Annotated in this window: 21 protein-coding genes; 12 read left to right on the top strand and 9 right to left on the bottom strand. The window is 64.6% G+C overall.

From position 1 onward, the window contains the following. Position 1 precedes the first annotated feature (1 nt). Together IV113_RS02585 and IV113_RS02580 are read left to right on the top strand one after the other, a co-directional pair. Positions 2-964: a Gfo/Idh/MocA family oxidoreductase gene (locus IV113_RS02585; protein ID WP_291080500.1), complete on the top strand. Its 963-nt coding sequence runs from the start codon at positions 2-4 to the stop codon at positions 962-964. Between the two features lie 4 nt (positions 965-968). After that, a complete protein-coding gene (locus IV113_RS02580) occupies positions 969-1,964 on the top strand; it encodes an aldo/keto reductase (protein ID WP_291080498.1) in 996 nt (331 codons plus the stop codon). A 4-nt stretch (positions 1,965-1,968) separates the two neighbouring features. Here IV113_RS02580 and IV113_RS02575 read toward each other — a convergent pair whose 3' ends face one another. Continuing rightward, positions 1,969-2,403: a lysozyme inhibitor LprI family protein gene (locus tag IV113_RS02575; protein ID WP_291080496.1), complete on the bottom strand. Its 435-nt coding sequence runs from the start codon at positions 2,401-2,403 to the stop codon at positions 1,969-1,971. Positions 2,404-2,563: 160 nt separating this feature from the next. On the opposite strand from IV113_RS02575, the gene IV113_RS02570 reads away from it, so the two are divergent. The 4 genes from IV113_RS02570 to IV113_RS02555 are packed head-to-tail and all read left to right on the top strand — an operon-like array spanning position 2,564 to position 5,447. Then, entirely contained in the window at positions 2,564-3,034 is a 471-nt protein-coding gene (locus tag IV113_RS02570; RefSeq protein WP_291080494.1) for a Spy/CpxP family protein refolding chaperone, read from the top strand. Positions 3,035-3,048: 14 nt separating this feature from the next. After that, on the top strand, positions 3,049-3,342 hold the full coding sequence (locus tag IV113_RS02565; protein ID WP_291080492.1) for a hypothetical protein: 294 nt from the start codon (positions 3,049-3,051) through the stop codon (positions 3,340-3,342). 9 nt (positions 3,343-3,351) lie between these two features. Next, a complete protein-coding gene (locus tag IV113_RS02560) occupies positions 3,352-4,050 on the top strand; it encodes a response regulator transcription factor (RefSeq protein ID WP_291080490.1) in 699 nt (232 codons plus the stop codon). Then, positions 4,047-5,447 carry a HAMP domain-containing sensor histidine kinase gene (locus tag IV113_RS02555; protein WP_291080488.1) on the top strand — a complete coding sequence of 467 codons (1,401 nt, stop codon included), beginning with the start codon at positions 4,047-4,049 and terminating at the stop codon, positions 5,445-5,447. Before IV113_RS02560 ends, IV113_RS02555 begins: the two co-directional genes overlap by 4 nt. Before the next feature lie 79 nt (positions 5,448-5,526). Here IV113_RS02555 and xdp1 read toward each other — a convergent pair whose 3' ends face one another. The 4 genes from xdp1 to dnaG all read right to left on the bottom strand — a co-directional run bounded on the left by xdp1 (position 5,527) and on the right by dnaG (position 14,069). Beyond that, positions 5,527-6,297 carry an exosortase-dependent surface protein XDP1 gene (xdp1, locus tag IV113_RS02550; protein ID WP_291080486.1) on the bottom strand — a complete coding sequence of 257 codons (771 nt, stop codon included), beginning with the start codon at positions 6,295-6,297 and terminating at the stop codon, positions 5,527-5,529. 141 nt (positions 6,298-6,438) lie between these two features. Further along, entirely contained in the window at positions 6,439-9,270 is a 2,832-nt protein-coding gene (gene prsT / locus IV113_RS02545) for an XrtA/PEP-CTERM system TPR-repeat protein PrsT (RefSeq protein ID WP_291080484.1), read from the bottom strand. Between the two features lie 174 nt (positions 9,271-9,444). Next, positions 9,445-11,781: an RNA polymerase sigma factor RpoD gene (gene rpoD / locus IV113_RS02540; protein WP_291080482.1), complete on the bottom strand. Its 2,337-nt coding sequence runs from the start codon at positions 11,779-11,781 to the stop codon at positions 9,445-9,447. Positions 11,782-12,104: 323 nt separating this feature from the next. Further along, the gene (gene dnaG / locus IV113_RS02535; protein ID WP_291080480.1) at positions 12,105-14,069 is read right to left on the bottom strand and encodes a DNA primase; all 1,965 of its coding nucleotides are present in this window, start codon (positions 14,067-14,069) and stop codon (positions 12,105-12,107) included. A gap of 46 nt (positions 14,070-14,115) precedes the next feature. Here dnaG and IV113_RS02530 point away from each other — a divergent pair, with 46 nt between their 5' ends. Continuing rightward, complete coding sequence (locus IV113_RS02530) at positions 14,116-15,762, top strand: acyl-CoA synthetase (protein ID WP_291080478.1); 1,647 nt, start codon at positions 14,116-14,118, stop codon at positions 15,760-15,762. On the opposite strand, the gene IV113_RS02525 is transcribed toward IV113_RS02530, so the two are convergent. Then, positions 15,759-17,555: a gamma-glutamyltransferase family protein gene (locus tag IV113_RS02525; RefSeq protein ID WP_291080476.1), complete on the bottom strand. Its 1,797-nt coding sequence runs from the start codon at positions 17,553-17,555 to the stop codon at positions 15,759-15,761. The two genes, IV113_RS02530 and IV113_RS02525, sit on opposite strands and share 4 nt — an antisense overlap. A 122-nt stretch (positions 17,556-17,677) precedes the next feature. Further along, entirely contained in the window at positions 17,678-18,436 is a 759-nt protein-coding gene (locus IV113_RS02520; protein WP_291080474.1) for a 3-hydroxyacyl-CoA dehydrogenase, read from the bottom strand. 138 nt (positions 18,437-18,574) lie between these two features. On the opposite strand from IV113_RS02520, the gene ppk2 reads away from it, so the two are divergent. Beyond that, positions 18,575-19,480 (top strand): polyphosphate kinase 2, encoded by a 906-nt coding sequence (gene ppk2, locus IV113_RS02515; protein ID WP_291080472.1) that lies wholly within the window; start codon positions 18,575-18,577, stop codon positions 19,478-19,480. Between the two features lie 50 nt (positions 19,481-19,530). Here the strand turns inward: ppk2 and IV113_RS02510 are convergent, their stop codons facing one another. Beyond that, on the bottom strand, positions 19,531-20,586 hold the full coding sequence (locus tag IV113_RS02510; protein WP_291080469.1) for an extracellular solute-binding protein: 1,056 nt from the start codon (positions 20,584-20,586) through the stop codon (positions 19,531-19,533). A gap of 242 nt (positions 20,587-20,828) precedes the next feature. On the opposite strand from IV113_RS02510, the gene IV113_RS02505 reads away from it, so the two are divergent. After that, complete coding sequence (locus IV113_RS02505; RefSeq protein WP_291081172.1) at positions 20,829-21,632, top strand: patatin-like phospholipase family protein; 804 nt, start codon at positions 20,829-20,831, stop codon at positions 21,630-21,632. Between the two features lie 199 nt (positions 21,633-21,831). On the opposite strand, the gene IV113_RS02500 is transcribed toward IV113_RS02505, so the two are convergent. Then, positions 21,832-22,377: a phasin family protein gene (locus IV113_RS02500; RefSeq protein ID WP_291081170.1), complete on the bottom strand. Its 546-nt coding sequence runs from the start codon at positions 22,375-22,377 to the stop codon at positions 21,832-21,834. Positions 22,378-22,632: 255 nt separating this feature from the next. On the opposite strand from IV113_RS02500, the gene IV113_RS02495 reads away from it, so the two are divergent. Genes IV113_RS02495 through IV113_RS02485 form a run of 3 tightly spaced genes read left to right on the top strand, consistent with a single transcriptional unit; the run spans position 22,633 to position 24,793 of the window. Further along, positions 22,633-23,628, top strand: a complete 996-nt coding sequence (locus IV113_RS02495) for a histone deacetylase (protein ID WP_291081168.1) — start codon at positions 22,633-22,635, stop codon at positions 23,626-23,628. After that, positions 23,625-24,074 carry a thioesterase family protein gene (locus tag IV113_RS02490; RefSeq protein WP_291080467.1) on the top strand — a complete coding sequence of 150 codons (450 nt, stop codon included), beginning with the start codon at positions 23,625-23,627 and terminating at the stop codon, positions 24,072-24,074. Before IV113_RS02495 ends, IV113_RS02490 begins: the two co-directional genes overlap by 4 nt. Then, entirely contained in the window at positions 24,071-24,793 is a 723-nt protein-coding gene (locus IV113_RS02485) for a nitroreductase (protein WP_291080465.1), read from the top strand. The genes IV113_RS02490 and IV113_RS02485 overlap by 4 nt, the downstream gene beginning before the upstream one ends. Positions 24,794-24,806: the final 13 nt, after the last annotated feature.

The following is a 24,806-nucleotide window of genomic DNA, read 5'->3' as shown; positions in this document are numbered from 1 at the left end:
CATGAGCAAAACCATCAAAGTCGCCCTCGCGGGTGCCGGCGCCTTCGGCATCAAGCACCTGGACGGCATCAAGAACATCGACGGCGTGGAAGTGATCTCGTTGATCAGCCGCGACCTCGACAAGACGAAGGAAGTGGCGGCCAAATACGGCATCGGCCACGTTACCACCGAGCTGTCCGAATCGCTCGCGCTCAAGGAGCTGGACGCCGTCATCCTCTGCACGCCCACGCAGATGCACGCCGAGCAGACCCTGGCCTGCCTCAGGGCGGGCAAGCACGTGCAGGTGGAAATTCCGCTGGCCGACAGCCTGGCAGGCGCGCGGGCCGTGGTGGAAGAGCAGAAGAAGACCGGGCTGGTGGCCATGTGTGGCCACACGCGCCGCTTCAACCCCAGCCACCAGTACGTGCACAACGAGATCACGGCCGGCCGGTTCAACATCCAGCAGATGGATGTGCAGACCTATTTCTTCCGCCGCACCAACACCAACGCGCTGGGCCAGGCGCGCAGCTGGACCGACCACCTGCTGTGGCACCACGCCGCGCACACGGTCGATTTGTTCGCCTACCAGTGCGGCAGCCCGATCGTGCAGGCCAACGCCATCCAGGGCCCGATCCACCCGGCGCTCGGTATCGCCATGGACATGAGCATCCAGCTCAAGGCGGCCAACGGCGCGATCTGCACGTTGAGCCTGAGCTTCAACAACGACGGTCCGCTCGGCACCTACTTCCGGTACATCGGTGACACCGCGACTTACCTCGCGCGCTACGACGACCTGTTCACCGGCAAGGAAGAAAAGATCGACGTGTCGACGGTGGCGGTGAGCATGAACGGCATTGAGCTGCAGGACCGCGAGTTTTTCGCTGCGATCAAAGAGGGCCGTGAGCCCAATTCGAGCGTGGCCAAGGTGTTCGCCTGCTACGAAGTCCTTCACAAACTTGAACAGCAGTTGAACGCCAACGGCTGAATCCATGCAACAACGCCAACTCGGTCCCTTCAAGGTCTCGGCCCTCGGCCTGGGCTGCATGAACATCTGCCACGCCTATGGTGCTGCCGTGTCGAAGGAGCAGGCCGAGCGGGTGCTGCTCTCCGCGCTGGACCAGGGCGTGACCCATTTCGACACCGCGGCACTGTATGGTTTTGGCGCCAGCGAGACCCATGTGGGCAACGTGCTCGCCCGGCACCGCAGCCGCTTCACGCTGGCCAGCAAGGGCGGCATGGCCGGCGTGCAGTTCGACGACGGCATCAAGCGCGTGATCGACGGTCGGCCAGAGTCCATCCGCACGAACTGCGAAGACAGCCTGCGTCGCCTGAAGACCGACGTGATCGATCTCTACTACCTGCACCGCTGGGACAAGCAGGTTGCTATCGAGGAGAGCGTGGGCGCGCTCAGCGATCTGGTGCGCGCGGGCAAGATCCAGACCATCGGTTTGAGTGAAGTGTCCGCCACCACACTGCGCAAGGCACACGCGGTGCACCCGATCACCGCGCTGCAGACCGAGTACTCGCTGTGGACGCGCAATCCCGAGATCGCAGTGCTTGAGGCTTGCCGCGAACTGGGCGTGGCCTTTGTGGCCTTCAGTCCGGTGGCGCGCGGCTTCCTCTGCGGCGAGATCGATGTGGGCACACTGGACGCCAAGGACATCCGCCGCAGCATGCCCCGTTTTTCCGCTGACAACTACTCGATCAACCTGAAGCTGCTGGCGCCGTTCCAGGCCATCGCGCGGGACGTGGGTTGCAGTCCGGCCCAACTGGCCATCGCCTGGCTGCTGCACCTGGGCAACGACATCCTGCCGATTCCAGGCACGGCGCGCGAAGACCATCTGCGCGACAACCTGGGCGCGGCGGACGTGAAGCTGGATGCAGCCACGATGGCGAAGCTGGAAGCGCTGATCAACCAGCAGACCGTGCGCGGCAACCGCTACAACGAGCAGGCCAACCGGGAAGTCGATACGGAAGCGTATTGAAGGCTCATTTGGGCTGGCGCACGCAGCTCAAGTCGCCTTCCTTGCAGTCCAGAAACCGCTGCAGTTCAGCGGTGCGCTCGCGTGTCATGCGCGCCTGGCACTGCCAGGTGATCATCGGCGCGGCGCTGCCGCCTTCGACGCCGCTTTTCTCGAATTCACAGGCTTTCACACGGTACTGGATCCACTCCGTCTGCACCTGGCGCAACAACTGGCGCTGCTTGTTGCCCACGCTCTGCGAGAGCGTCCTGTAGGTCGCGCTGTAGGCGGCGGTGGCGTTCTCGAAGTCCTGGTAGGCGCAGGCGTTGAGCGTCGACTGCGTCTGTGGCACCTGAGAGCAATCGACTGCTTCGGTTTTGGTGCCAGTGGCTGTGGCCAACGACAGCAGGCAGTGGCTCGTCAGGCCCAGGATGAACAGACTTTTCAGCAAGGGGGCATGCATGTAGGGGCTCCGCTGCGCCGGGGGGGCGTGGTGGTCGGATTGTGCAGTGGCCCCGTCTGAAATGAAACGAAACAAACCGAAACCGCCGCGAGACGACGGGAGGGGAGCAGGCCGGCACCATCACGGTCATGTTCAACCCATCCTCCAAAAGGACCCCGTCATGAAACCCTGGATCAAACGCTCCCTCATTGCCCTGACCGGCGTCACCATTGCTGTGGGCGGCCTCACCGCCTGCGGCACGCAAGGTCACCACGAACGCGGCCCGATGAGCGCCGAGCGCATGACGGAAATGCGCGGCAAGGTCATCGAGCGCGTGACCAAGAAGCTTGACCTCAACGCCGAGCAGCAGCAGAAGCTCGGCGTACTGGCCGACAAACTGCAGGCCCAGCGCACCGCTTTCATCGGCCAGACCACCGACCCGCGCGCCGAGGTGCGCGCGCTCGTGGCGGGTGACAAGTTCGACCGCGCACGCGCCCTGAGCCTGCTGGATGAGAAAACCCGCGTGGTGCAGGTGAGCAGCCCCGAGGTGATCAACGCCATGGCCGATTTCTACGACAGCCTCAACCCGACGCAGCAGGCCGAGGTGCGCGAGCGCATGCAGAAGCGCAAGGGTTGGTTCTCGCGCGGTTGAACCGGGTGAGCGCCATGTCGCCCGCGTTGCAAACGATCGCCCAGCGGCTGCGCGACCACGGTCCGGCGCTGCTGGCCGGCGTGGAAGACCCGCACGATGAGTTGCTGGCCCTGGTCTGGGGTCCGCGTTTCGACCGCGAGCACGCGCTCGGCCTGTGGGCCAGCCTGTCGCGGCGTCAGCCCCACGAGGCGGTGCTCACGCTGCCGGCCATCCTCTCGGTGGCGGACCGCTTCGACGGGTTGGACAACGGCGCGCAGCAACGTCTGCGCCGCCTCATCGTGCGCCACCGCGCGCTGAGCGCAATGTGACAATGCCTCATGCACCGCGTATTGTTGATTGACGACGACGAACAGCTCGGCCCACCGCTGGCGACGTACTTCCTGCGGTTCGAGCTCGAACTCACCCATGCGCTCAAGCCCAGCGAGGGTCTGGCGCGTTTGCGCAGCGGCGTGTTCGACGCGGCCATCCTCGATGTGATGCTCCCCGAGATGGACGGTTTCGAGCTCTGTCGCACCATCCGCAAGGAAAGCGACATTCCCATCGTGATGCTCACCGCACGCGGCGACGTGATGGACCGCGTGGTTGGCCTCGAACTTGGCGCCGACGCCTACCTGCCCAAGCCCTTCGAGCCGCGCGAACTGGTGGCGCACATTCAGACCATGCTGCGGCGTCGAAACGGTCACAACGGGCCGGCCAGCGGCGCCCCGGCGCCGGACTTGCTGGCCTTCGAGGGCCTCACCATCGACCCGGCGCGCCGCAGCGTGACGCGCCAGGGAATTGCGGTGGAACTCACCGGCACCGAGTTCGAACTGCTGCACCTGCTGGCACGCGAGAGCGGTCGCGTGTTCACCCGAGACGACATCCTGAACCAGCTGCGTGGGCACGAAGCCGATCTCTACACCCGTGCGGTGGACATCGTGGTGAGCCGCCTGCGCAAGAAGCTCGAGCCTCTGGACTGCATCAAAACCCTGCGCAACGCCGGCTACTCGCTGGCACTGCGCAAGCTGACGCCATGAAAGTCCCCGCCGCCGCCGCACAGCGTCAGCCCTGGTTCCGCCGCGCGCTCAGCGCCCTGCGTTGTTCCCTGAAACTGCGCTTGATGATGGTGTTCATGTTGCTCGCGCTGGGCGTCGCGTTCGCTTTCATCGGCGGTGCACAGAAGGCGTTTTCGGTGGGCTGGCGCGACGCGGCGCGCCCATTGCTCATGGACTACGTGGACCGACTGGCCGCCGACATTGCTCCCGCCGGCAGTGCGCCCAGCACCGAGCGCGCCCAGGCGATCATTCAGCGCCTTCCCCTCACCATCGACATCTCCGGCCCGGTGGTGAACTGGCGTTCCCATCCAGAGCAATCCCGGATGGACTGGCGGCGGCACGGACCGCCCCGGGCGAAGGGCCGAGATCCTGAAGACTGGGGCGACGACAAGGACTGGCAGCAGTTGTTGCAACGAACCACTGCCGACGGGCACCGCCTCGAATTCGGCTTGAACGAAGCGGCGTTCGAGCGCCGCCCGCGCCTGTTTGGCTTCACGCTTGCGGTGTTGCTGCTGCTCACGCTGCTGGCATTTCTGTACGTGCGCCGCCTGCTGCGTCCGCTGGACGACATCCGCCAGGGCGCACTGCGTTTTGGCGCCGGTGAGTTCGGGCAACCGATCCCGGTGCGCCATCCCAAAGGACCCGACGAACTGGGTGAACTCGCCGCCACGATCAACACCATGGGTCACGACATCCACCAGATGCTGGAGGCCCAGCGCTCGTTGCTGCTGGCCATCAGCCACGAACTGCGCAGCCCGCTCACCCGCGCGCGCCTCAACACCGAACTGTTGCCCGACACCGCAGACGTCACGCCGCAGCGCGATGCCCTGCTGCGCGATCTGGCGGAAATGGCCCGGCTCATCAGTGATCTACTGGAAAGCGAGCGCCTGGCCGGTCGCCACAAGGCCTTGCACCGGGAGCCCACCGACGTGGCAGTGCTCGCTCGCGAGCTGATTGACGAACTCGCCAGCACCCAGCCCGCGGCCATCCACATCCACTTGCACGCCGCGCCGCACCTGCCCACCTTGCCACTGGACCGCATCCGCATCCGGTTGCTGCTGCGCAACCTGCTCGACAACGCATTGCGCCACAGCGCCGGCGCCCCGCTGCCGCCCGAACTGCACATCCGCCGCATGGGCGAAGCAGGGCAGGGCATCGAGGTGGAAGTGCGCGACCATGGCCCCGGCGTGCCGGACGATCAGTTGCCGCATCTGGCCCAGGCATTCTTTCGGCCCGACACCGCCCGCACGCGCAACGCCGGCGGTGTGGGCCTGGGCCTCTACCTGTGCCGGTTGGTGGCGCAGGCCCACGGCGGCACATTTGCGGTGCGCAATGCAAGGCCGGGGCTGTCTGTCACGGTGACATTGCCGCAGGCGTGATCGCCGCACCCGAACGACAGACAAAAAAGAAGGGAGCCACTCGGGCTCCCTCTCATGTACCGGCTCAAGGCCAGTGGAGTCAGATCGCCTGGTTCTTCTGGCGGCGACGAGCAGCCATCAAACCAAAGGCACCCATCGCCATGAGAGCGAGCGAGCCGGGCTCGGGCACTCCGCCACCGGGAGGAGCGCACAGGGCGCCGCAGTACGTGCCGGCGAGCGACAGGACCTTGAATGCATCGGTGCTGCTGCCGTTGCTGGATCCGTACGCGCTCACGAGCCAGTAGCTCGAAAAGACGGGGGTGGCAACACCTTGGGTGTTTCCGGTTTTTGTGCCGACGTTGAGATAGTCACCAATCAACACCCAGCCGGCAACAGACGATGCATAACTCGTTGGCGTGGCGGATGCACCAGTCCACGCATAGATGGACACGTCGGAATCGTTGTAGTGACTGGTGGCGTTGTCAGAGCCGTTCCATCCCAGTGTGAGGCTGGTGAGGGACACTGACTCGGTGAACTTGAAGATCAGTGCGTCCAAGCCGTTGTAATTGTCCAGGGCGTGCGGGCCATTCGTGTTGGATTCGTTTTGGTTTTGAACACCCAGTCCGCCGCCCCAGGCCCTCACGGTGGCGTCAGTGACGCTGCCGCCGATTACCGAGGTGGCGCGCACGTCCACCCCACTGCCGCCGCAGGTGCCGAAACTGCCGGCCGCAGCCACAATGTTGCCGCTGTCACCGCACCCGCTGTACGAGGCCGTCCAGTTCGTGGCGGCTTGCGCAGACGCTCCTGCGGTCAGCAGACAAGCCGCAGCCAAGGCGCGAAAGGGGGAGGGAAAAGCAATTTGTTGTTTCATGTCAAAGACCTTTTGCAGACTCAAGGAGTACTTTGGATTTGATAAAGCATTAATCGGGCCAGACAAACAAGTACAAGGACAATCAAACAGTTACATCGTCTTGCAAGATTTTTCTACGAGTAGCTGTAAAAAAACCCGACGTCAGTTCAGGGTCTTCAGCAACTGCTCCGCTTCCTTGGAGCCTTCGAAGGGTCGCCCGGTTTTCATCGCCTCACGCAGTTCGTCCTGGGCCTCGGACTGTCGACCGGTCTGCGCCAGCACCTTGGCCAGGTGGTAGCGGATCTCCGGGTTGGCAGGCTCCCTCAGGCGGGCGTCGCGCAGCAAGCTCAATGCCTTGTCCTGCTGGCCAAAATGGTGATGCGCCCATCCCAACGTGTCGATCACCAGGGCGTTGGCGGGCGCCAGGCCATGGGCCTTTTCGGCGGTTTGCAAGGCGCTCTTGTCACCCTGCTTCAGCTGGACGTTGGCCAGGTTGTTGAGTGCTGCCACGTCCTGTGGCTGCTGGAGCAGCAGTGCCTCGTAGGTTCTCCCCGCATCGGCGTACCGCCCAGCCCGCGCATGCAGATTGGCCAAGGCGTTGAGAACGACCGTGTCTTTGGGCGCCTGACGGAGCCTCTGTGCGGCGGCTTCTTGTGCACCCTTGTCGCCGCCCTGCGTTTCCAGCGCCTGCATGAGCCGCAGGGTAGTGCCGCTCGAAGGCTCCACGGCATGTGCCTTGCGAAACGCCTCCAGTGCGGGGCCTGGGCGGGTCTGGGCCATGGCGAGATCGCCCATCAGCGTGTGGCCGATGGCGCGACGCGGGTACTTTTGCACGATGCTGCGCGCGCGCTGCTCGGCCTTGGCCACCTCGCCCCGTTGGAACTCCACCCGCGCCATGAGCACTTGCGCGGGCATCGAGTCGGGTTGACCTGTGAGTGCCTTGTCCAGGCTGTAGTACGCGCCATCGAGATTCTGAGCCGCGAGTTGCTGGGACGCGATCTCTACCTGCAGATCGGCGTCAAAGTCGGCCAGGCGGGTGGCTCTGCTGAGGGTGCCTCGCGCGCCTTGTGCGTCACCCATGGCCAACTGTGCGCGGCTGTAGAACAGCAGGCCCGTGATGTTGTCGGACGATTTTCCTTGCGCAATCTTGGCTTCGGCCAGCGCCTGCTCAGGCCGGCCGGCGCGCAGGTGTAGGTCCACCAGTGCCAGGTTCCAGCGAAGTTCGCGCGGGCCGGAGTTGTCCCGAGCCTTCTCCAGCCAGGTCTGCGCTTCGGTGGCCTTGCCGCGCAGATCGGCCACTCTGGCCATGGAAGCCAGGGCGTCGGTGTTGCGCGGGTTGGTCTTGAGCAGGTTGGTGAGTCGCTGTTCTGCCGCATCAAGTGCGCGGGCGTCCAGGTCGAGCCGCACCAGGTTGAGCTGGGCCTGGATCAAGTCCGGCGACAGTTGGGCGGCTTTTTCGAAAGAGACGCGCGCGGCCGTGGCCTCGCCATTCTGAGCCTGGGCCAGGCCGAGCAGGTTGTGCAAGCCGGCGTTGGCGGGCTGCTGCTTCACCAGGGTCTGGATCAAAGCCAGCCCCCTGGCCTGCTGGCCCTCGCGCAGGTAGAGCTGCGACAACACAATGGCTGCGGCCAGCTGTTTGGGGTCCTTCTTGTAGGCGGCTTCCAGTTCGGTCAGAGCCCCGGCGGTCTGTCCCGAGCCCAGCAGACCCATGCCGAGGGTGGTCCGGTACTCGGGCAAATCCTGCGACTTGAGGGTGTGCTGCATGAGGGTGGCCGCCCGTGCGTGTTTGCCCTGTGCGATGTACACCGAACCCAGCAGGTTGCTGGCCAGACCGTCGCCAGGCTGGTTTTTCAGGTAGTTCTCCAGCAGGTTGGCCGCTTCGGTCACGCTCCCCGTGCTCAGGTAAATGCGCGCCAGCAGTCGGGTGACCGGGCTGTTGGGCTGGGTGCGCAGGTACGCCTCGAGGTACTGCCGGGCCTTTTCGGGTTCGTTGAGCCCGTGGTGGGACAGGCCGTTGAGCATGAGCAGCTGAGAGCGGTACCGCATGAAGGACATGGGGACCGGATCGAGCAGTGAGGTCACTTCTCGCAAAGCCGTCTGTGCCTCCGGTACCCGACCCTGTCGTTCGGCGAGCAAGGCTTTGAAGTAGGAGCCGCGGGGATCCTTGGGTGCCACACGCTGCAAGGTGACCACATCCCGTGCCGCGTCGTCCAACCGGTTGGCATCCAGTTGGAGGCCGATCTGTGCAATCAGCGCTTCGGCATGGTTGGCATCCAGCTGCAGCGCCCGGGTGTAGGAAGCCGTCGCACCGGTCAGGTCGCCCTGCACATGCAGGATCGAGCCCTTCTGATAGTGGGCCTCGGCCATGTTGGGTGCGATGCTCAGCGCGTGATTCACCGCCTCCAGGGCTTCGGTGAACTTCTTGCTGCGGATGCGGATGGGCACTTCGGCCAGCCACACCTCGGGCGAGCGACTGTCCAGCCTTCGTGCTTCATCGATGGACTTCAGGGCGGGCGCGATTTGTCCCAAGTCGGCCTGAGCGCCTGCGCGCAGCACGTGCATCTGGAGTTGAAGTCCGTTGGACAGTCCGGCTGGTTGCAAGGCTGGGTGGGCGAGCATGTCCAGCTGCTTGCCCTGGGCAACCATCGACCGGCCCAGTCGCTCCACCACCTCGGCCCGGTTGACGCCCAGCCTCAGGGCCTCGTTGAACGCAACTTCGGCCGCCACCACATCGCCGTTTTCGAGCAGGGCTTTGCCCAGCAGCAGTTGCACCGGCAAGTTGTTCGGGTTGTCCTTCACCGCGTTCTTGAGCTGGATGATGGAGCCGGCGTAGTCCTTTTTCTCGAAACGTTGCAGCGCGTCTTCGTAAAAGCGTGACGCCGCGGTGTTGCCCTGGGCAAATACCAAGCCATTGGTGGCACACAGCACCGCCGCGAGCACCAGTGAATGGAGACCGCAGGAGTGGGCGATTGAGCGCTGAGTCTGTTGTTTCATGTAGGCATTTTCACTGAAAGTGGTGAGTCATTGGCGCTCGTTGGATGCCCCCAGTGGGATTTGGATCACGGTGCAGGTTGGCATCTTTTGTTGATGGCGGGCGTTGGCCGTCGTGATGCACCCAGCAAAAAGGGGAGCCGCTGGCTCCCCTTTTTGTTGTTTGTCTGACGCGCCTTACAGCGTGTCGATGAAGCTGCGCAGCTTGTCCGAGCGGCTCGGATGCTTGAGCTTGCGCACCGCCTTGCTTTCGATCTGGCGGATGCGTTCGCGGGTCACGTCGAACTGTTTGCCGACTTCTTCCAGTGTGTGGTCGGTGGACATCTCGATGCCGAAGCGCATGCGCAGCACCTTGGCTTCGCGCGGCGTGAGGCTGTCGAGGATTTCCTTGACCACTTCGCGCAGGCCGGCCTGCATCGCGGCCTCGATGGGCGCGGTGTTGGCCTGGTCTTCGATGAAGTCGCCCAGGTGCGAATCGTCGTCGTCGCCGATGGGGGTTTCCATCGAGATCGGCTCTTTCGCGATCTTCATGATCTTGCGGATCTTGTCTTCGGGCATCTCCATCTTCTCGGCCAGGATGGACGCATCGGGCTCGAAACCAAACTCTTGCAAGTGCTGACGGCTGATGCGGTTCATCTTGTTGATGGTTTCGATCATGTGCACCGGGATGCGGATGGTGCGCGCCTGGTCGGCGATCGAGCGGGTGATGGCCTGGCGGATCCACCAGGTGGCGTAGGTCGAGAACTTGTAGCCGCGGCGGTATTCGAACTTGTCCACCGCCTTCATCAGGCCGATGTTGCCTTCCTGGATCAGATCCAGGAACTGCAGACCGCGGTTGGTGTACTTCTTGGCGATCGAGATCACGAGGCGCAGGTTGGCCTCGATCATCTCCTTCTTCGCGTCGCGCGAGGTGGATTCACCCGAGTTCATCCGCTTGTGGATGTCCTTGAGATGGGCCAGGGGCACGACCACGCTGCTCTGGATGTTCATCAAACCGGTCTGCAGTTCCTGCACCGGCGGGATGTTGCGTTCCATCACCACGCTCCAGGGCTTGCCGGCGGCGGCTTGCTTCTCCACCCATTTCAGGTTGAGCAGGTTGGCCGGGAAGTCGGCGATGAACTTCTCCTGCGGCATGCCGCACTTGTCCACGATGATCCGGCGCAGCTCGCGCTCTTTCTTGCGCACGTCGTCGACCTGGCTGCGCATGGTGCTGGACAGCTTCTCGATGGCCTTGGCGGTGAAGCGGATCGACATCAGCGTCTCGGTGATGGACTTCTGCGTCTTGAGGTAGCTCGGCGTGCCGTAGCCTTCCTTGTCGTAGGTCTTGTGCAGCTTCTCGAACAGCGCGCGCATGGTGTCGAAGCGGGTGAGGGCTTCGCGCTTGAGTTCTTCGAGCTTGCGGGTCAGCGCCTTGGAGCCGCCTTTGCCATCGTCGTCATCGGCTTCGTCGTAATCGTCGAAGTCTTCTTCGGCCACGTAGTCATCGGCGGCGTCGGCGTCGGCAAAGCCGTCGACCACGGTGGAGATGACAACCTTGCCGCTGCGGATGTCTTCGGCCATCACCAGGATCTCGGCGATGGTGGCCGGGCTCTCGCTGATGGCGGCCATCATGTCGTTCAGGCCGCCTTCGATGCGCTTGGCGATTTCGATTTCGCCTTCACGCGTGAGCAGCTCCACCGTACCCATCTCGCGCATGTACATGCGAACCGGGTCGGTGGTGCGGCCGAACTCGCTGTCCACGGTGGACAGGGCGGCTTCGGCTTCTTCTTCGGCTTCTTCTTCGGTGGCGGCGGTGGGACCGGTGTTGTTCAGCAGCAGAGTCTCGGCGTCGGGTGTCTGTTCGTAGACGGCCACACCCATGTCGTTGAGCAGCGAGACCACCACTTCCAGCGTCTCGGCCTCGACCAGCTTGTCGGGAAGGTGGTCGTTGATTTCGCCGTGCGTGAGGTAGCCGCGGGTCTTGCCCAGCTTGATCAGGGTCTTGAGGCGTTCGCGGCGGTTGCGCGCTTCCTCTTCGGAGAGGACGGTCTCGTCCAGGCCGAATTCCTTCATCAGCGCGCGCTCTTTCGCCTTGCTGATCTTCATGCGCAGCGGCTTGACCTTCTCGGTCGTGGTCGACGAGGTGTCGACCGCTTCGACTTCGACTTCACCCGTCAGGTCGTCTTCGATGTCGCTCAGGTCGGCGTCGTCGATGTCGCTGCTGGACGACTTGCCCTTGGCATCGACCTTGGGCTTGCGGCCGCGTTTGGCGGCGGGCTTGTCGTCGCCTGCGGCGGCCTTGGCCGGGCGACCGGCCTTCTTTTTCGCTGGCGCGTCGTCCAGCAACTCGGTGTCGAGTGCCTTGGCAACGGTCTTTTTGGCGGGCGCGGCCTTGGCGGCGGCTTTGGCGGGGGTCTTGTCGGTCACAGCAGGAGCTTTCTTCGGGGGCAAAGCCGGGGCGGTGGCGCGAGCAACGGCCTTTTGGGCGGGTTTTGTGCTGGACGAGACGGGCGTGCTGGATTTCTTCGCGGGCATGAGGACCTCAGAAAAATGTCGAACTGGAACCGGCAGAACACACAAAAAACGCCTGAAGGCCGCGCAACGCGGTCCACCCCGGTGATTTTGTTGGGCACAACGCCCGCCTTTCGCCGGAAAGGGCGGGCCTGCAAGCTGTTGGGGCGAACATTTGGTGTGCAGTCCTTGCGGGGTTCCGTCAGGCCCGGGTCGGGTCGCTGAGGTGGCCAGGAGAAGTGTCCATGTAGCCCTTGTCGAAGGGCCGGGCCGATGCCGGAGGTGCTGCTGTCGCGCTTGCGGTGCAAAACCGTGGATTATACCGCGCTGCCCGTATTTCGCCAGTCTCAGGCGCTGGCTTTCAGGGCAGCCAGCTGTGTGCTCACGCGCTTGTAGTCTTCCAGGGCGCTTGGGTCGCCTGCGGCCACACGGTCGGCCAACTGGCGTGCCTGCGCTTCCAGACCGTCCCGGCGCAGGCGGTTCATCACATCGGTCAGCTCGGAGAGTTCAGAGGCAGGATCGTCGCTGGGCGGGACCTGTTCCACCTGCGTGCAGCCAAACGCCTCGTGCTCGTGTCCCCGCAGGGCTTCGCGCAGGGCGGCCCAGGGCTGCGGGCCGTGCTCGTGCAGTTGTGCCTCCAGCCAGGCGAAAAGCGCGCCGTGGGGAGCGGGCAGGTGGGCCAGCAGACTGTGGTCGTCCGCAGAGAGGCCGTCCCAAGCCTGGGCATTGGCCAGCAGCAAGCCCACGGCGCGGTCAGCTCGACTGCCACCTGCGCGGCGTGTGCCCAGCATGCGTGGCGGCGGGGGAGGGCCCTTGCGCCACTTGCTGTAGCCCTTCTTGCCGTAGGTGCTGCCGCTGTCGCTGCGGAAGCTGCTGCCTCCACTGGACTCGTATGCGTTTCCAGATGATTCGTATGCCGCGCCGCCGTCGTAACCCGGGTCGCGCGACTGTTGCGCTGGCGCATGTCCAGACGCGCGAGGCGCACGCGAGCCGCCTCCGGTTTGCTGCCAGAGCTGCAGCAGGTCCGCACTGCCGATGCCGATGCCGGTGGACAGCTCGCCGATCAACTGGCGCTTCAGGGCGCCGTCGGGCAGGGCTCCCCAGAGCGGGCGGGCCTGGCTGGCCATGCGCGCGCGGCCTTCAGCCGTGGAGAGGTCGCAGTCGGCGCCGGCGGCTTCGATCAGGAAGCGCGAGAGCGGCACGGCTTCTTTCACGCACTGGGCGAACGCCGCCTCGCCGTTGGCGCGGATGAAGCTGTCGGGGTCGTGCTCGGCGGGCAGGAACAGAAACTTGACGCTGCGCGTGTCGGTGGCCAGGGGCAGGGCGGCGTCGAGCGCCTTGCGCGCGGCGCGCCGTCCGGCGCCGTCGCCGTCGAAGCTGAAGACCACCGAGTCGGTGAAGCGGAAGAGCTTTTGCACGTGATCGGCCGTGCACGCCGTACCCAACGTGGCCACGGCGTTGGCAAAGCCGAGTTGCGCCAGGGCGACCACATCCATGTAGCCCTCGGTGACGAGGGCGTAGCCGGCCACGCGGATGGCGGTTCGGCCTTCGAACAGGCCGTAGAGTTCGCGGCCCTTGCTGAACACAGGCGTTTCGGGTGAGTTCAGGTACTTGGGTTCGCCCTTGTCGAGCACGCGCCCGCCAAAGCCGATGCACTCGCCCTTGACGTTGCGGATCGGGAACATGATGCGGTCGCGGAAGCGGTCGTAGCGTTTGGACTGCCCGTCAGCTCCTCTTTCATCCTCGTGCTCGATCACCATGCCGGACTCGACCAGCAGCGGATCCTGGTAATCCGGGAGCACGCTGGCGAGTGCCCGCCAGCCTTCGGGCGCGTAGCCCAGGCCGAAGGTCTTGGCGATCTGGCCCGACAGTCCCCGGCCTTTGAGGTAGTCCACTGCGCGCGGCGCGGCCTTGAGGTGTTTGGCGTAGGCCTGCGCGGCTTTTTCCAGCACGTCGGTCAGCGTGACTTGTTTCTGGCGCTGTTGGGCTGCGCGTTCGCGGTCCTGCGGCGACGCGTCATCTTCAGGGATCTGCATGCCGGTTTGCTGGGCCAGGTCTTTCACCGCCTCAATGAAGCTCATGCCGGCGTGCTCCATCAGGAAGCCGATGGCGTTGCCGTTGGCTCCGCAGCCGAAGCAGTGATAGAACTGTTTGGTGGGGCTGACGCTGAACGACGGCGACTTCTCGCCATGGAACGGGCACAGGCCCATCAGGTTCGCGCCGCCCTTCTTGAGCTGCACATAGCGACCCACCACGTCGACCACGTCCACGCGGTTGAGCAGTTCCTGGATGAAGGTCTGGGGGATGGCCACGGGGGTATTCTCTCGCAAGGCCCCAGAACACCAGGAGACAACCGCCATGACCAGCATCTTTGACGAGGACCTCCCGCGCACCGCGGCCAACTTCGCGCCTTTTTCTCCGCTTTCGTTCATCGAGCGCACGGCCGAGGTCTACCCGCAGCGGCTGGCCGTCGTGCATGGTGAGCTGCGCCAGACTTGGGGTGAGACCTACGCCCGCTGCCGGCGCCTGGCCAGCGCCTTGCAGCGCGCCGGTATCGGCAAGAACGACACCGTGGCCGTGATGTTGCCCAACACCCCGCCCATGGTGGAGGCGCATTTCGGGGTGCCCATGGCGGGTGCGGTGCTCAACGCGCTCAACACGCGGTTGGACCCGGAGGCCATTGCCTTCATGCTCGACCACGGCGAGGCCAAGGCGGTGATCGTGGATCCCGAGTTCTCGCTCACGCTGCAGAAGGCGCTGGCGATGCGCCAGGCGACCACGCCCTTGCTGGTGATCGACGTGGAGGATGTGCTCTTCAACGGCGCAGCAGAGCGCATCGGCAGCAGCACCTATGAAGCCTTCCTCGCCAGCGGCGACCCGGCGTTTGCCTGGAGTCTGCCGGCCGATGAGTGGGATGCCATCGCGCTCAACTACACCAGCGGCACCACCGGCAACCCCAAGGGCGTGGTCTACCACCACCGGGGTGCTGCCATGAACGCCGTGTCCAACGTGATGGAGTGGGACATGCCCAAGCACGCGGTGTACCTGTGGACATTGCCCATGTTTCACTGCAACGGCTGGTGCTTTCCGTGGACGGTGGCCGCGCGCGCAGGCGTCAACGTGTGCCTGCGCCGCGTGGAAGCGCAGGCGATCTTCGATGCCATGCGCAACCACGGGGTGACGCACTACTGCGGCGCGCCCATCGTGCACGGCATGTTGGTCAATTCGCCAGCCGCGATGAAGGTGGGGCTGCCGGCTGGCGTGAAGGCCATGGTGGCGGGCGCGGCGCCCCCGGCCTCGATGATCGAAGGCATGGAGCAGATGGGCTTTGACCTCACCCATGTGTACGGTCTGACCGAGGTCTATGGCCCGGCCACGGTGTGTGCGAAGCACGAGAGCTGGGATGCGCTGGAGATCGGCGAGCGTGCGCGGCTCAACGCGCGCCAGGGTGTGCGCTACCACCTGCAGCGCGACGTGCGCGTGCTCGATCCCGAGACCTTGCAGCCTGTGCCGCAGGACGGCGAGACCATGGGGGAAATCATGTTCAAGGGCAACATCGCGATGAAGGGTTACCTCAAGAACCCCAAGGCCACCGCGGAGGCCTTTGAGGGCGGCTGGTTCCACAGCGGCGACCTGGCGGTGCAATACGCCGACGGTTACTTCAAGATCAAGGACCGCAGCAAGGACATCATCATCTCGGGCGGTGAGAACATCTCGTCGATCGAGGTGGAAGACGTGCTCTACCGCCATCCCGCGGTGCTGGCAGCCGCGGTGGTGGCCAAGGCCGACGCCAAGTGGGGCGAGACACCGTGCGCCTTCATCGAGCTGAAGGCCGGTGCAGACACCACGGCCGAGGCCATCGTGGCGCACTGCAAGCAACACCTGGCCGGCTTCAAGGTGCCGCGTGCGGTGGTGTTCGGAGAACTGCCCAAGACCAGCACGGGCAAGATTCAGAAGTTCGAGTTGCGCAAGCTGGCGGGCTCGGCCGCCGCGATTGACATCTAGTCACCCGCCACGATGCCCTCGCGCCGCGGATCGGCGCCACCCAGCCACGCGCGCTGGCCCCGCTGGATGGCCTGCAGACCGCTCGTCATCTCCACTTCCTGCACGGTGTGGCCGCGGTCGCGCAGCGCCTGCACGCTGAGGGCGGGGAATCGATTCTGCTCGAGCAGCAGCGGACCGCCGGTGGTGCCGAAATTGGGCAGGTTGATGGCGGCCTGCGGCGACAGCCCCCACTGCAGCACGCCATGCAACACCTTGGCCGTGTAGTGAATGATGAGGGCGCCGCCCGGGCTGCCGGTGCTCATGAGCAACTCACCAGAAGCCTTGTCGAACACCAGTGTGGGCGACATGGACGAGCGCGGCCGCTTGCCGGGCTCGACCCGGTTGGCCACGGGTTGGCCCTGGGCATCGCGCGGCGCAAAGCTGAAGTCGGTGAGTTCGTTGTTGAGCAGGAAGCCGCCCGATCGCTTCGGGTCGGTGGTGACCATCAGGCGCGAGCCGAACGCCGACTCGATGGTTGTGGTCATGGCCAGTGCGTTGCCGAATGAGTCGACGATGCTGATGTGGCTGGTGCCGTCTTCGGGTTGGTCCACCATGGGTGCCCAGGCAACCTGCGCGCCGCCTGGTTGGCCAGCTGGCGCCTGTGGCATGCGGGCCGGGGTGATGAGGCGGGCGCGTTCGTCGAGGTAGCGCGCGTCGAGCAAGCTGCTCCAGCGAGCGCCGGGCGCGGCCACGAAATCGGGGTCGGCCACGTACTGTGCACGGTCGGCAAAGGTCAGCCGGGATGCCTCGGCATAGCTGTGCAGCCAGTTGGCCGAGGGCACTGGGTCGGCGCCATTGAGCTGCACCAGAGGCTCTTGCGCCTGCGGTGTGCGCGCGAGCAGCCCGAGGATCTGGCCCACCGCGATCGCGCCCGAACTTGGTGGGGGAAAGCCGCAGATGCGCAAGGCGCGCCGCGCGGCCGTGTGCTCGTGGCACAGGGCTTCGCGCTCGCGCGGCTGGTAGCGCTTGAGATCGTCGAGGCCGAGGCGGCCGGGTCGCAGGGGATGCTGCTGCACCTTGTCGACGATGGCGCGGGCCACGGGTCCGTCGTGCAGCGCGCTCGGCCCTTGCGCGGCAATGTTGCGCAGCACCTGCGCGAGCTCGGGGTTGCGCAACACGTGCCCTATCGGATGCGGCTGGCCGTCTGGCCGGTAGAAGTAGGCGGCGGCCACTGGATCGGACTTGAGCGCGGTTTCGGTCAGGAGCAGGGTGTGCAGGCGCGGGCTGATGCCGAAGCCTTGCTCGGCCAGTGCGATGGCGGGCTCGAACAGGCGCGCCCAGGGCAGCTTGCCGTGTTGGCGGTGGGCCTGCGCGAGCATCATCACCGCGCCCGGTACGCCCACCGAGCGGCCGCTCGTCACGGCGTCCAGGAAGGGCATGGGCTTGCCCTGTGCGTCGAGGAACAACTGTTCACCGGCCTCGGCGGGCGCGGTTTCGCGGCCGTCGAAGGCCTGGATGCGTTTGCCGTCGTGGTGCAGCAAGAATGCGCCCCCGCCGATGCCGCTGGACTGTGGCTCCACCAGCGTGAGCACCATCTGCACCGCGATCGCCGCGTCGACCGCGCTGCCACCAGCGCGCAGGATACGCGCACCGGTCTCAGCTGCCAGCGGATTGGCAGCGGCCACGGCCTGGCGCTGGAAGGTCCAGCCCGGTTTGGCGGTGAGGCCCGAAGCGCCTTCGGGTTGTTGCACTGAGGGAGGCGCAGCGCAAGCGCTCAACAGTGCCAAGGCGAGGATCCATGCAAGACGTTTCATGTCAAGTCCCCATCCATGTCAACGAAGGGAAGTCCACCCAGAACCCCGTGGAACTGGCTTGCCAGGCCGCAGGTGTTTGTCCCCTTGGGGGGCGACGCGCCGCAGGTGCGGCGCGCGGGAGCTCATTTTGGCGCCAGCCGGATCGCCCCGTCCAGTCGAATCACTTCGCCATTGAGCATGTCGTTCTCGATGATGTGCTTGGCCAGCTTGGCGTAGTCGGCCGGCGTGCCCAGGCGGCTGGGGAAGGGCACACTGGCGGCGAGCGCGTCCTGCACCTCTTGCGGCATGCCGAACAACATGGGTGTGCCGAAGATGCCGGGCGCAATCGTCATGTTGCGGATGCCGTTGCGCGAGAGGTCGCGCGCGATCGGCAGCGTCATGCCGACGATGCCACCCTTGCTGGCCGCATAGGCCGCCTGGCCGATCTGCCCGTCGTACGCCGCCACGCTGGCGGTGCTGATCATCACGCCGCGCTCACCCGTGGCTTCGGGTTCGTTCTTGCACATGGCGTCGGCCGCGAGGCGGATCATGTTGAAGCTGCCCACCAGGTTGACCATGATGGTCTTGGTGTAGACGCCCAGGTTGTGCGGGCCCTTCTTGCCCACGGTCTTCTCAGCGGGGGCAATACCCGCGCAGTTCACCAGGCCCATGAGCTTGCCCATCGACAACGCCTGGGCCACCACAGCCTGGCCGTCGGTTTCGCTGCTCACGTCGCATTTCACGAAGGTGCCACCGATTTCCTTGGCCACGGCTTCGCCTTTTTCAGCCTGCATGTCGGCAATCACGACCCGTCCGCCGTTGGCCGCCAGCATGCGCGCCGTGCCTTCGCCCAGGCCCGATGCGCCGCCGGTGACGATGAATACCTTGCCTTGAATGTCCATGTTGTGCTCCTGTGTCGTTGAGGGTGTTTGACGTTGACGTAAACGTCAATCAGGTGGCGATTATGCGGCAGGCTGTTGTCACGGCATTGTCATCGGGTAGATCTAGTCTGGACATCTTTTGCCACGAATGGAGTCCCCATGTTCGACAGCCAGGAAGAGCTGCTGCGCCGCATCCACACCGACTTGATGGACGGCTACGACGAAGAGCTGGAAATGGAGATGGAGGACCGGGTGGAGGAACCGCAGGATGCCGAGGCTCTGATGCAGCACAAAGCGGCCCGGCAACAGTACTTTCGTGAGCTGTTCCGGCTGCAGGCCGAGCTGGTGAAGCTGCAAGACTGGGTGGTGGCCACCGGGCACAAGGTGGTGATCATCTTCGAGGGGCGTGACGCGGCGGGCAAGGGCGGCGTGATCAAACGCATCACCCAGCGCCTGAATCCGCGCGTGTGCCGCGTGGCCGCGCTGCCCGCGCCCAACGACCGCGAGCGCACGCAGTGGTATTTCCAGCGCTACGCGGCCCACCTGCCGGCCGCCGGTGAGATGGTGCTGTTCGATCGCAGCTGGTACAACCGCGCCGGCGTTGAGCGTGTCATGGGCTTTTGCAACGACGAGCAGTACGAAGAGTTTTTCCGCTCGGTGCCCGAGTTCGAAAAGATGCTGGTGCGTTCGGGCATCCAGCTCATCAAGTACTGGTTTTCCATCTCCGACGAAGAGCAACATCTTCGTTTTCTGGGTCGCATACACGATCCGCTCAAGCAATGGAAGCTCAGCCCCATGGACCTGGAAAGCCGCCGTCGCTGGGAGCTTTACACCAAGGCCAAAGAGGTGATGCTGGAGCGCACCCACATTCCGGAATCACCTTGGTGGGTGGTGCAGGCCGACGACAAGAAGAAGGCGCGCCTGAACTGCATTCACCATCTGCTGGAGCAGATGCCCTATGGCGAGGTGGAGCGCGCCACGATCACGCTGCCCGAGCGCGTGCGACACGAAGGTTACCGGCGCCACCAGGTACCCGGTGAAATTCACGTGCCCCAGGTGTACTGACCACCAAACAAAAAGCCCGCGACTGCGGGCTTTTTGTTGAGTCAGTGGGCTTACTTGTAGCCCACGCGATCCAGCATCTGTTGCACCTTGGTCATGTTTTTGGCGACCACGCCCAAGGGCACGGTTTCGGCCTTGAAGTTGTCACCGCCCATGGCCTTGATGGCTGGATTGGCGATCTTCAAGCCCTTGGCGGCCGGGAACTCGTTGTTGCCGTTGGCAAAGTAGTCCTGCGCGAACGGGCTGGCCAGGAACTCCATGAACTGCACGGCGTTGTCGCGGTTCTTGGCGTGCTTGGCCACGGCCGCGCCAGCGATGTTCACGTGTGTGCCGGTGGTGGCCTGGTTGGGGAACATCACGCGCACTTTTTCCATCGTCGCGCGGTCTTCCGGCTTGTCCGACTTGATCAGGCGGGCGATGTAGTAGGTGTTGCTCAGCGCCACACCGCATTCGCCGGAGGCCACGGCCTTGATCTGGTCTGTGTCGCCACCTTTGGGCGCGCGGGCCATGTTGTCCACCACGCCCTTGAGCCAGGCTTCACCCTTCTGGTCGCCCAGGCGCTCCACCACGGTGGCGAACAGCGAGAGGTTGTACGGATGTGAGCCAGAGCGCGTGCAGACCAGGCCCTTGAGCTTGGGGTCGGCGAGTTGTTCATAGGTCGCCACGTCAGCGGCTTTCACGCGCATCGGGTCGTACACGATCACGCGGGCACGCGTTGAGAAGCCGGTCCAGGTCACGCCGCCTTCGCCGGGGGTGGCACGCAGGTTGGCGGGAATGGCTGCATCGAGCTTGGCAGACTGGATCGGTTGGAACAGGCCCTGGCTATCCGCCGAGGCCATGCGGGCAGCATCCACCAACAGGATCACGTCGGCTGGCGAAGCGGCACCTTCGGCGCGCAGGCGGGCCACGATGCCGGCGTCGTCGGCGTCCACGCGGTTGATCTTGATACCGGTGGTTTTGGTGAAGGTGTCGTACATCACCTCGTCGGTCTGGTAGTGGCGAGCCGAGTAAAGGTTGAGCACCTTGTCCTGTGCCAGCGCCTGGCCGTGCAGGCCGAGCGTGGCGGCCACCGCGGCCAGGGCAATCGAGAGTTTGCGGAACGAAGTCATGGGGATCCTCGGGAGTTGAAATGAAGGAAACAAGAGCTGTTCGCCCGGCGCGCGCGCTCAGGGCTTGCCGGATAATGGGAATGATGCTAACACTAACGCGAATTGTTCTCAATAAGTATTGCAAATCCTGGGGATTTGTGTTCGGCGCGGCTCTTCTGACAGCTTGCTCGACGGTGCAGGGGCCTGTGGTCGTGCCGCCCGTGTCACCGCCGCGGATTCAGGAGCCCGTGGTGGTGCCGGTCATGCGGGCGCCCCGGCTGGGTCTGGCGCTGGGCGGTGGGGCAGCGCGGGGTTTCGCCCATGTGGGCGTGATCCAGGTGCTGGAGGAAAGCGGCATCCGGCCTGATCTGGTGACGGGCACTTCGGCGGGCAGCCTGGTGGCGGCGCTCTACGCGAGTGGCAAGACTGCCACCGAGCTCGAACGCGTGGCCATGCGCATGGACGAGGTGACCCTGACCGACTGGGCCTTGCCCATTCTGGGGCGCGGTCTGCTGCGGGGCGAGGCGCTGGCTCGCTACGTGAGTCAGGCGGTGGACGGCCGTGTGATCGAGAAGATGGCGTTGCCCCTGGGCGTGCTGGCCACCGATCTGGGCACCGGGCAGGGTGTGCTGTTCCGCCGGGGCGACGTGGCGCAGGCCGTGCGCGCCTCCAGCGCAGTGCCCGGTCTGTTCGCACCCGTGGGCATTGCCGGACGAGAGTATGTGGACGGTGGTCTGGTGGCGCCCGTGCCCGTGCAGCAGGCGCGCGACATGGGGGCCGAGGTGGTGTTGGCGGTGGACATCTCCAGCGCCCCCGAAGGCAATCTGGCGGTGGGCAACATCCGCGTGCTTCTGCAGACCTTCGCGATCATGGGCCAGAGCATCAACCGCCACGAACTGGCCACCGCCGACGTGGTGGTGCGCCCGGCACTGGCGGGCGTGGGCAGTGCCGACTTCGCCTCGCGCAAACGCTCCATCGACGCGGGCAGGGCGGCGATGCTTGCAGCGCTGCCGCAACTCAAGACCCAGCTGGCCCGGTTGAAACCGGTCAATGGCGCTCGACCATAAAAAAAGCCCCTGCCTTGCGGCGGGGGCTTAAGGGGTCCGATGAAATCGAATTTCGAAAAGGACCCGAGGAGACAACCAGAAGAACGGGTTTGATCTGAAACCTGTTCCCATGAGAGTCAGGCAGATCGTGCAGTGATGCTAGTTTGCGGCCTGGATGAAAACTTCAAGCGGCCGATCAACGGCACGATCAACCGGTTGTTCAGCGCTTTTTGGCGACCGACTTCGAAGCGTTGACGGCCGAGGTCGTCACGGTATTGAAGTTGGCTTCTGCCATTTCGGTGGCTTGCTTGACAGCTTTCTGCACCGATTCCACGGCATTGGTGGCGGCGGAGACGGCTTGTTTCATCACGGCCACGGCGGTTTCGGAACCGGCAGGTGCGTTCTTGGAAGCGTTGTCAACGACAGCCATGAATTTCTTCTGGGTGTCGCTGGCCTGGGCTTCAGCGGCCTTGCCGAATTCGGCGGTCGTGCCTTGGGCGATGTCGTACAGGTGGCGGCTGTAAGCCACGGTCTTTTCAGCCAGAGGCTGCATCAGGCTGGCTTGCAGCGTCAGCAGTTCCTGAGCGTCCTTGACGCTGAGGAGAGCCTGGGTGCTGTTGGCGGACTCGGACAGTGCGGCCTTGGTGGCTTGCACGTTGAGTTCAACCAGCTTTTCCACGCCTTCGAAGGCTTTCTGGGTCAGACCAAAAATGGTCTCGATGTTGGCTTTCTGGGCGGCAATCATTTGTTCGGCGGTCAGCATTATTCGTACTCCTAAACTTGGGTAAAACAGGGTTTAGTTGAAGGCTGCTGGGAACACGGCGCTGTCTGGACGCTTTTGCTTTTTGTTCACATTGCTGCACTGCAACATAACCGCGATTATAGGGATAACCCTCAACAGCGCAAGCGGTTTTTGCTGCGCTGCACCATTCTAGATGTCATGGCCTAAAAGACGCACACGCCCACCGAATACCCATGGCGGACACAATCCTTGGTCCTTCTGACCACAGCACGTACCGACTTGCAAGCCTTCTACGCCGACCACTTCATCTTGCCGCTGCCGGCGGGACACCGTTTTCCCATGGCCAAATATGGCCGCTTGCGCGAACGCCTGGCCAGGGAGCTGCCGCAGGTCGAGCTGCTGGAAGCCAATCCGGCCAGCGACGGCGAGCTGGCACTGGTGCACACGCCGCTCTATATAAAAGCCGTTCACACCGGTACCTTGGCGCCGGCCGCGCAGCGGGAGATCGGTTTTCCCTGGAGCCCGGCCATGGCCGAGCGGGCGCGCCGTTCGGTGGGGGCCACGGTGCAGGCCTGCCGTCGCGCCTTGAGTGGCAGCGGCCTGGCCGCCAATCTGGCCGGAGGCACCCACCACGCTTACCCCGACAAGGGCAGCGGCTTCTGCGTCTTCAACGATGCCGCCGTGGCTGCTCGCCTGATGCAGGCCGAGCACGCACGCGAAAACCGTGCGCGCGGCATGCTGCGCGTGGCCATCGTCGATCTTGATGTGCACCAGGGCAACGGCACAGCGCGGATTTTTGCTAACGACGATTCGGTGTTCACGCTGTCGCTGCACGGTGCCAGGAACTTTCCTTTTCGCAAGGAGCCGAGCGATCTGGACGTGGAGCTGCCCGATGGTTGTGGCGATGCAGAGTACCTCGAAGCGCTGGAGCGTGCGCTGGAGGAAATGGAGCGACGCTTCGAGCCTGGGCTGGTGATCTACCTTGCAGGAGCCGATCCACACGAAGGAGACCGGCTGGGACGCTTGAAGCTCACGTTCGACGGCATGGAGGCGCGCGACCGGCGCGTGATGGACTGGGCCTGGACCCGCCGCCTGCCGCTGGCTTTCGTGATGGCCGGTGGCTATGGCACCGACATGGAGGCCACCGTGCAGGTGCAGATGAACACCTACCGCACGGCGGTGCAGTACCACGGGCGCTGGCAAGGGTCATCCCCGTTCGCGATGACGGCTGCGACAGTTGCGGGCGCCACGCGCTGGCACAATTCCGCGCCATGAGCAGTCCAGCGCCGGTCGCACGCCCCCAACCTTTGCCCCGCAGCGCTTACCGTGTGCTGCGTTCCATCACCACCCGCTGGGCCGACAACGATGTCTATGGCCACGTGAACAACGTGGTGTACTACAGCTGGTTCGACACCGTGGTCAACGCTCACCTGATCGAGCAGGGCGCGCTCGACATCCACGGCGGCCCGGTGATCGGGCTGGTGATCGAAACCCAGTGCAACTACTTCGCGCCGCTGGCCTTTCCACAAACCGTGTGGGCCGGTCTGCGCGTGGCGCACCTGGGCAAGTCGAGTGTTCGCTACGAGGTGGGCCTGTTCGCCGATGGTGAAGACCTGGCTGCCGCTTGTGGCCACTTCGTGCATGTCTACGTTGACCGGCAGACTCGCCGGCCTGTGGCCTTGCCCGACGCTTTGAAGACAACCCTGGAGACCTTGCTATGAGCCACAACCCCACCGCGACCGTGATCGACGCCGTCAGCGTCGACGCGGCGATCACCAGCCGCATGTCGGCGCGCGCCTTTCTGCCGCGACCTGTGTCGCGCGCCACCATCGAGCATTTGCTGCAGGTAGCCAGCCGTGCGCCGTCGGGCACCAACACGCAGCCCTGGAAGGTCTATGTGTTGCAGGGCCAGAGCCGCGACGCATTGGCAGACAAGGTCTGTGCCGCGCACGACGCGCTGCGCGCCGACCCGTCGCTGGCCGCCGAGTACCGGGAGGAATACGACTACTACCCCGAGAAATGGGTCAGCCCCTACATCGACCGCCGGCGTGAAAACGGCTGGAGCCTGTACGGCCTGCTGGGCATCACCAAGGGCGACAAGGACAAGATGCACGCGCAGCACCAGCGCAACTACCGCTTCTTCGACGCGCCAGTGGGCCTGATGTTCACGCTGGACCGCGTCATGGGCCGCGGCTCGCTGGTGGACTACGGCATGTTCCTGCAGAACATCATGGTGGCCGCGCGCGGTCATGGGCTGCATACCTGCCCGCAGGCAGCGTGGAATGGTTTCGCCAAGATCATCCTGCCGCACATCGGTGCCGGCGACAGCGAAATGCTGGTCTGCGGCATGGCCCTGGGCTATGCCGACCCAAGCGACAAGGTCAACGGATTTCACACGCCGCGCGAGACCGTCGAGTCGTTCACGACCTGGCTGGAATAATCGCGCCTCTTTC

The organism is Hydrogenophaga sp. (assembly GCF_018780385.1).
Taxonomy (GTDB): Bacteria; Pseudomonadota; Gammaproteobacteria; order Burkholderiales; family Burkholderiaceae_C; genus Hydrogenophaga.
Note: the sequence above shows the minus strand (reverse complement) of the source record. Positions and strands in the feature narration are given on the sequence as shown.

Coding starts and splice junctions, on each gene's coding strand:
- IV113_RS02585 (WP_291080500.1), top strand. CDS start 2: ATGAGCAAAACCATCAAAGTCGCCCTCGCGGGTGCCGGCGCCTTCGGC.
- IV113_RS02580 (WP_291080498.1), top strand. CDS start 969: ATGCAACAACGCCAACTCGGTCCCTTCAAGGTCTCGGCCCTCGGCCTG.
- IV113_RS02575 (WP_291080496.1), bottom strand. CDS start 2,403: ATGCATGCCCCCTTGCTGAAAAGTCTGTTCATCCTGGGCCTGACGAGC.
- IV113_RS02570 (WP_291080494.1), top strand. CDS start 2,564: ATGAAACCCTGGATCAAACGCTCCCTCATTGCCCTGACCGGCGTCACC.
- IV113_RS02565 (WP_291080492.1), top strand. CDS start 3,049: ATGTCGCCCGCGTTGCAAACGATCGCCCAGCGGCTGCGCGACCACGGT.
- IV113_RS02560 (WP_291080490.1), top strand. CDS start 3,352: ATGCACCGCGTATTGTTGATTGACGACGACGAACAGCTCGGCCCACCG.
- IV113_RS02555 (WP_291080488.1), top strand. CDS start 4,047: ATGAAAGTCCCCGCCGCCGCCGCACAGCGTCAGCCCTGGTTCCGCCGC.
- xdp1 (WP_291080486.1), bottom strand. CDS start 6,297: ATGAAACAACAAATTGCTTTTCCCTCCCCCTTTCGCGCCTTGGCTGCG.
- prsT (WP_291080484.1), bottom strand. CDS start 9,270: ATGAAACAACAGACTCAGCGCTCAATCGCCCACTCCTGCGGTCTCCAT.
- rpoD (WP_291080482.1), bottom strand. CDS start 11,781: ATGCCCGCGAAGAAATCCAGCACGCCCGTCTCGTCCAGCACAAAACCC.
- IV113_RS02530 (WP_291080478.1), top strand. CDS start 14,116: ATGACCAGCATCTTTGACGAGGACCTCCCGCGCACCGCGGCCAACTTC.
- IV113_RS02525 (WP_291080476.1), bottom strand. CDS start 17,555: ATGAAACGTCTTGCATGGATCCTCGCCTTGGCACTGTTGAGCGCTTGC.
- IV113_RS02520 (WP_291080474.1), bottom strand. CDS start 18,436: ATGGACATTCAAGGCAAGGTATTCATCGTCACCGGCGGCGCATCGGGC.
- ppk2 (WP_291080472.1), top strand. CDS start 18,575: ATGTTCGACAGCCAGGAAGAGCTGCTGCGCCGCATCCACACCGACTTG.
- IV113_RS02510 (WP_291080469.1), bottom strand. CDS start 20,586: ATGACTTCGTTCCGCAAACTCTCGATTGCCCTGGCCGCGGTGGCCGCC.
- IV113_RS02505 (WP_291081172.1), top strand. CDS start 20,829: ATGCGGGCGCCCCGGCTGGGTCTGGCGCTGGGCGGTGGGGCAGCGCGG.
- IV113_RS02490 (WP_291080467.1), top strand. CDS start 23,625: ATGAGCAGTCCAGCGCCGGTCGCACGCCCCCAACCTTTGCCCCGCAGC.
- IV113_RS02485 (WP_291080465.1), top strand. CDS start 24,071: ATGAGCCACAACCCCACCGCGACCGTGATCGACGCCGTCAGCGTCGAC.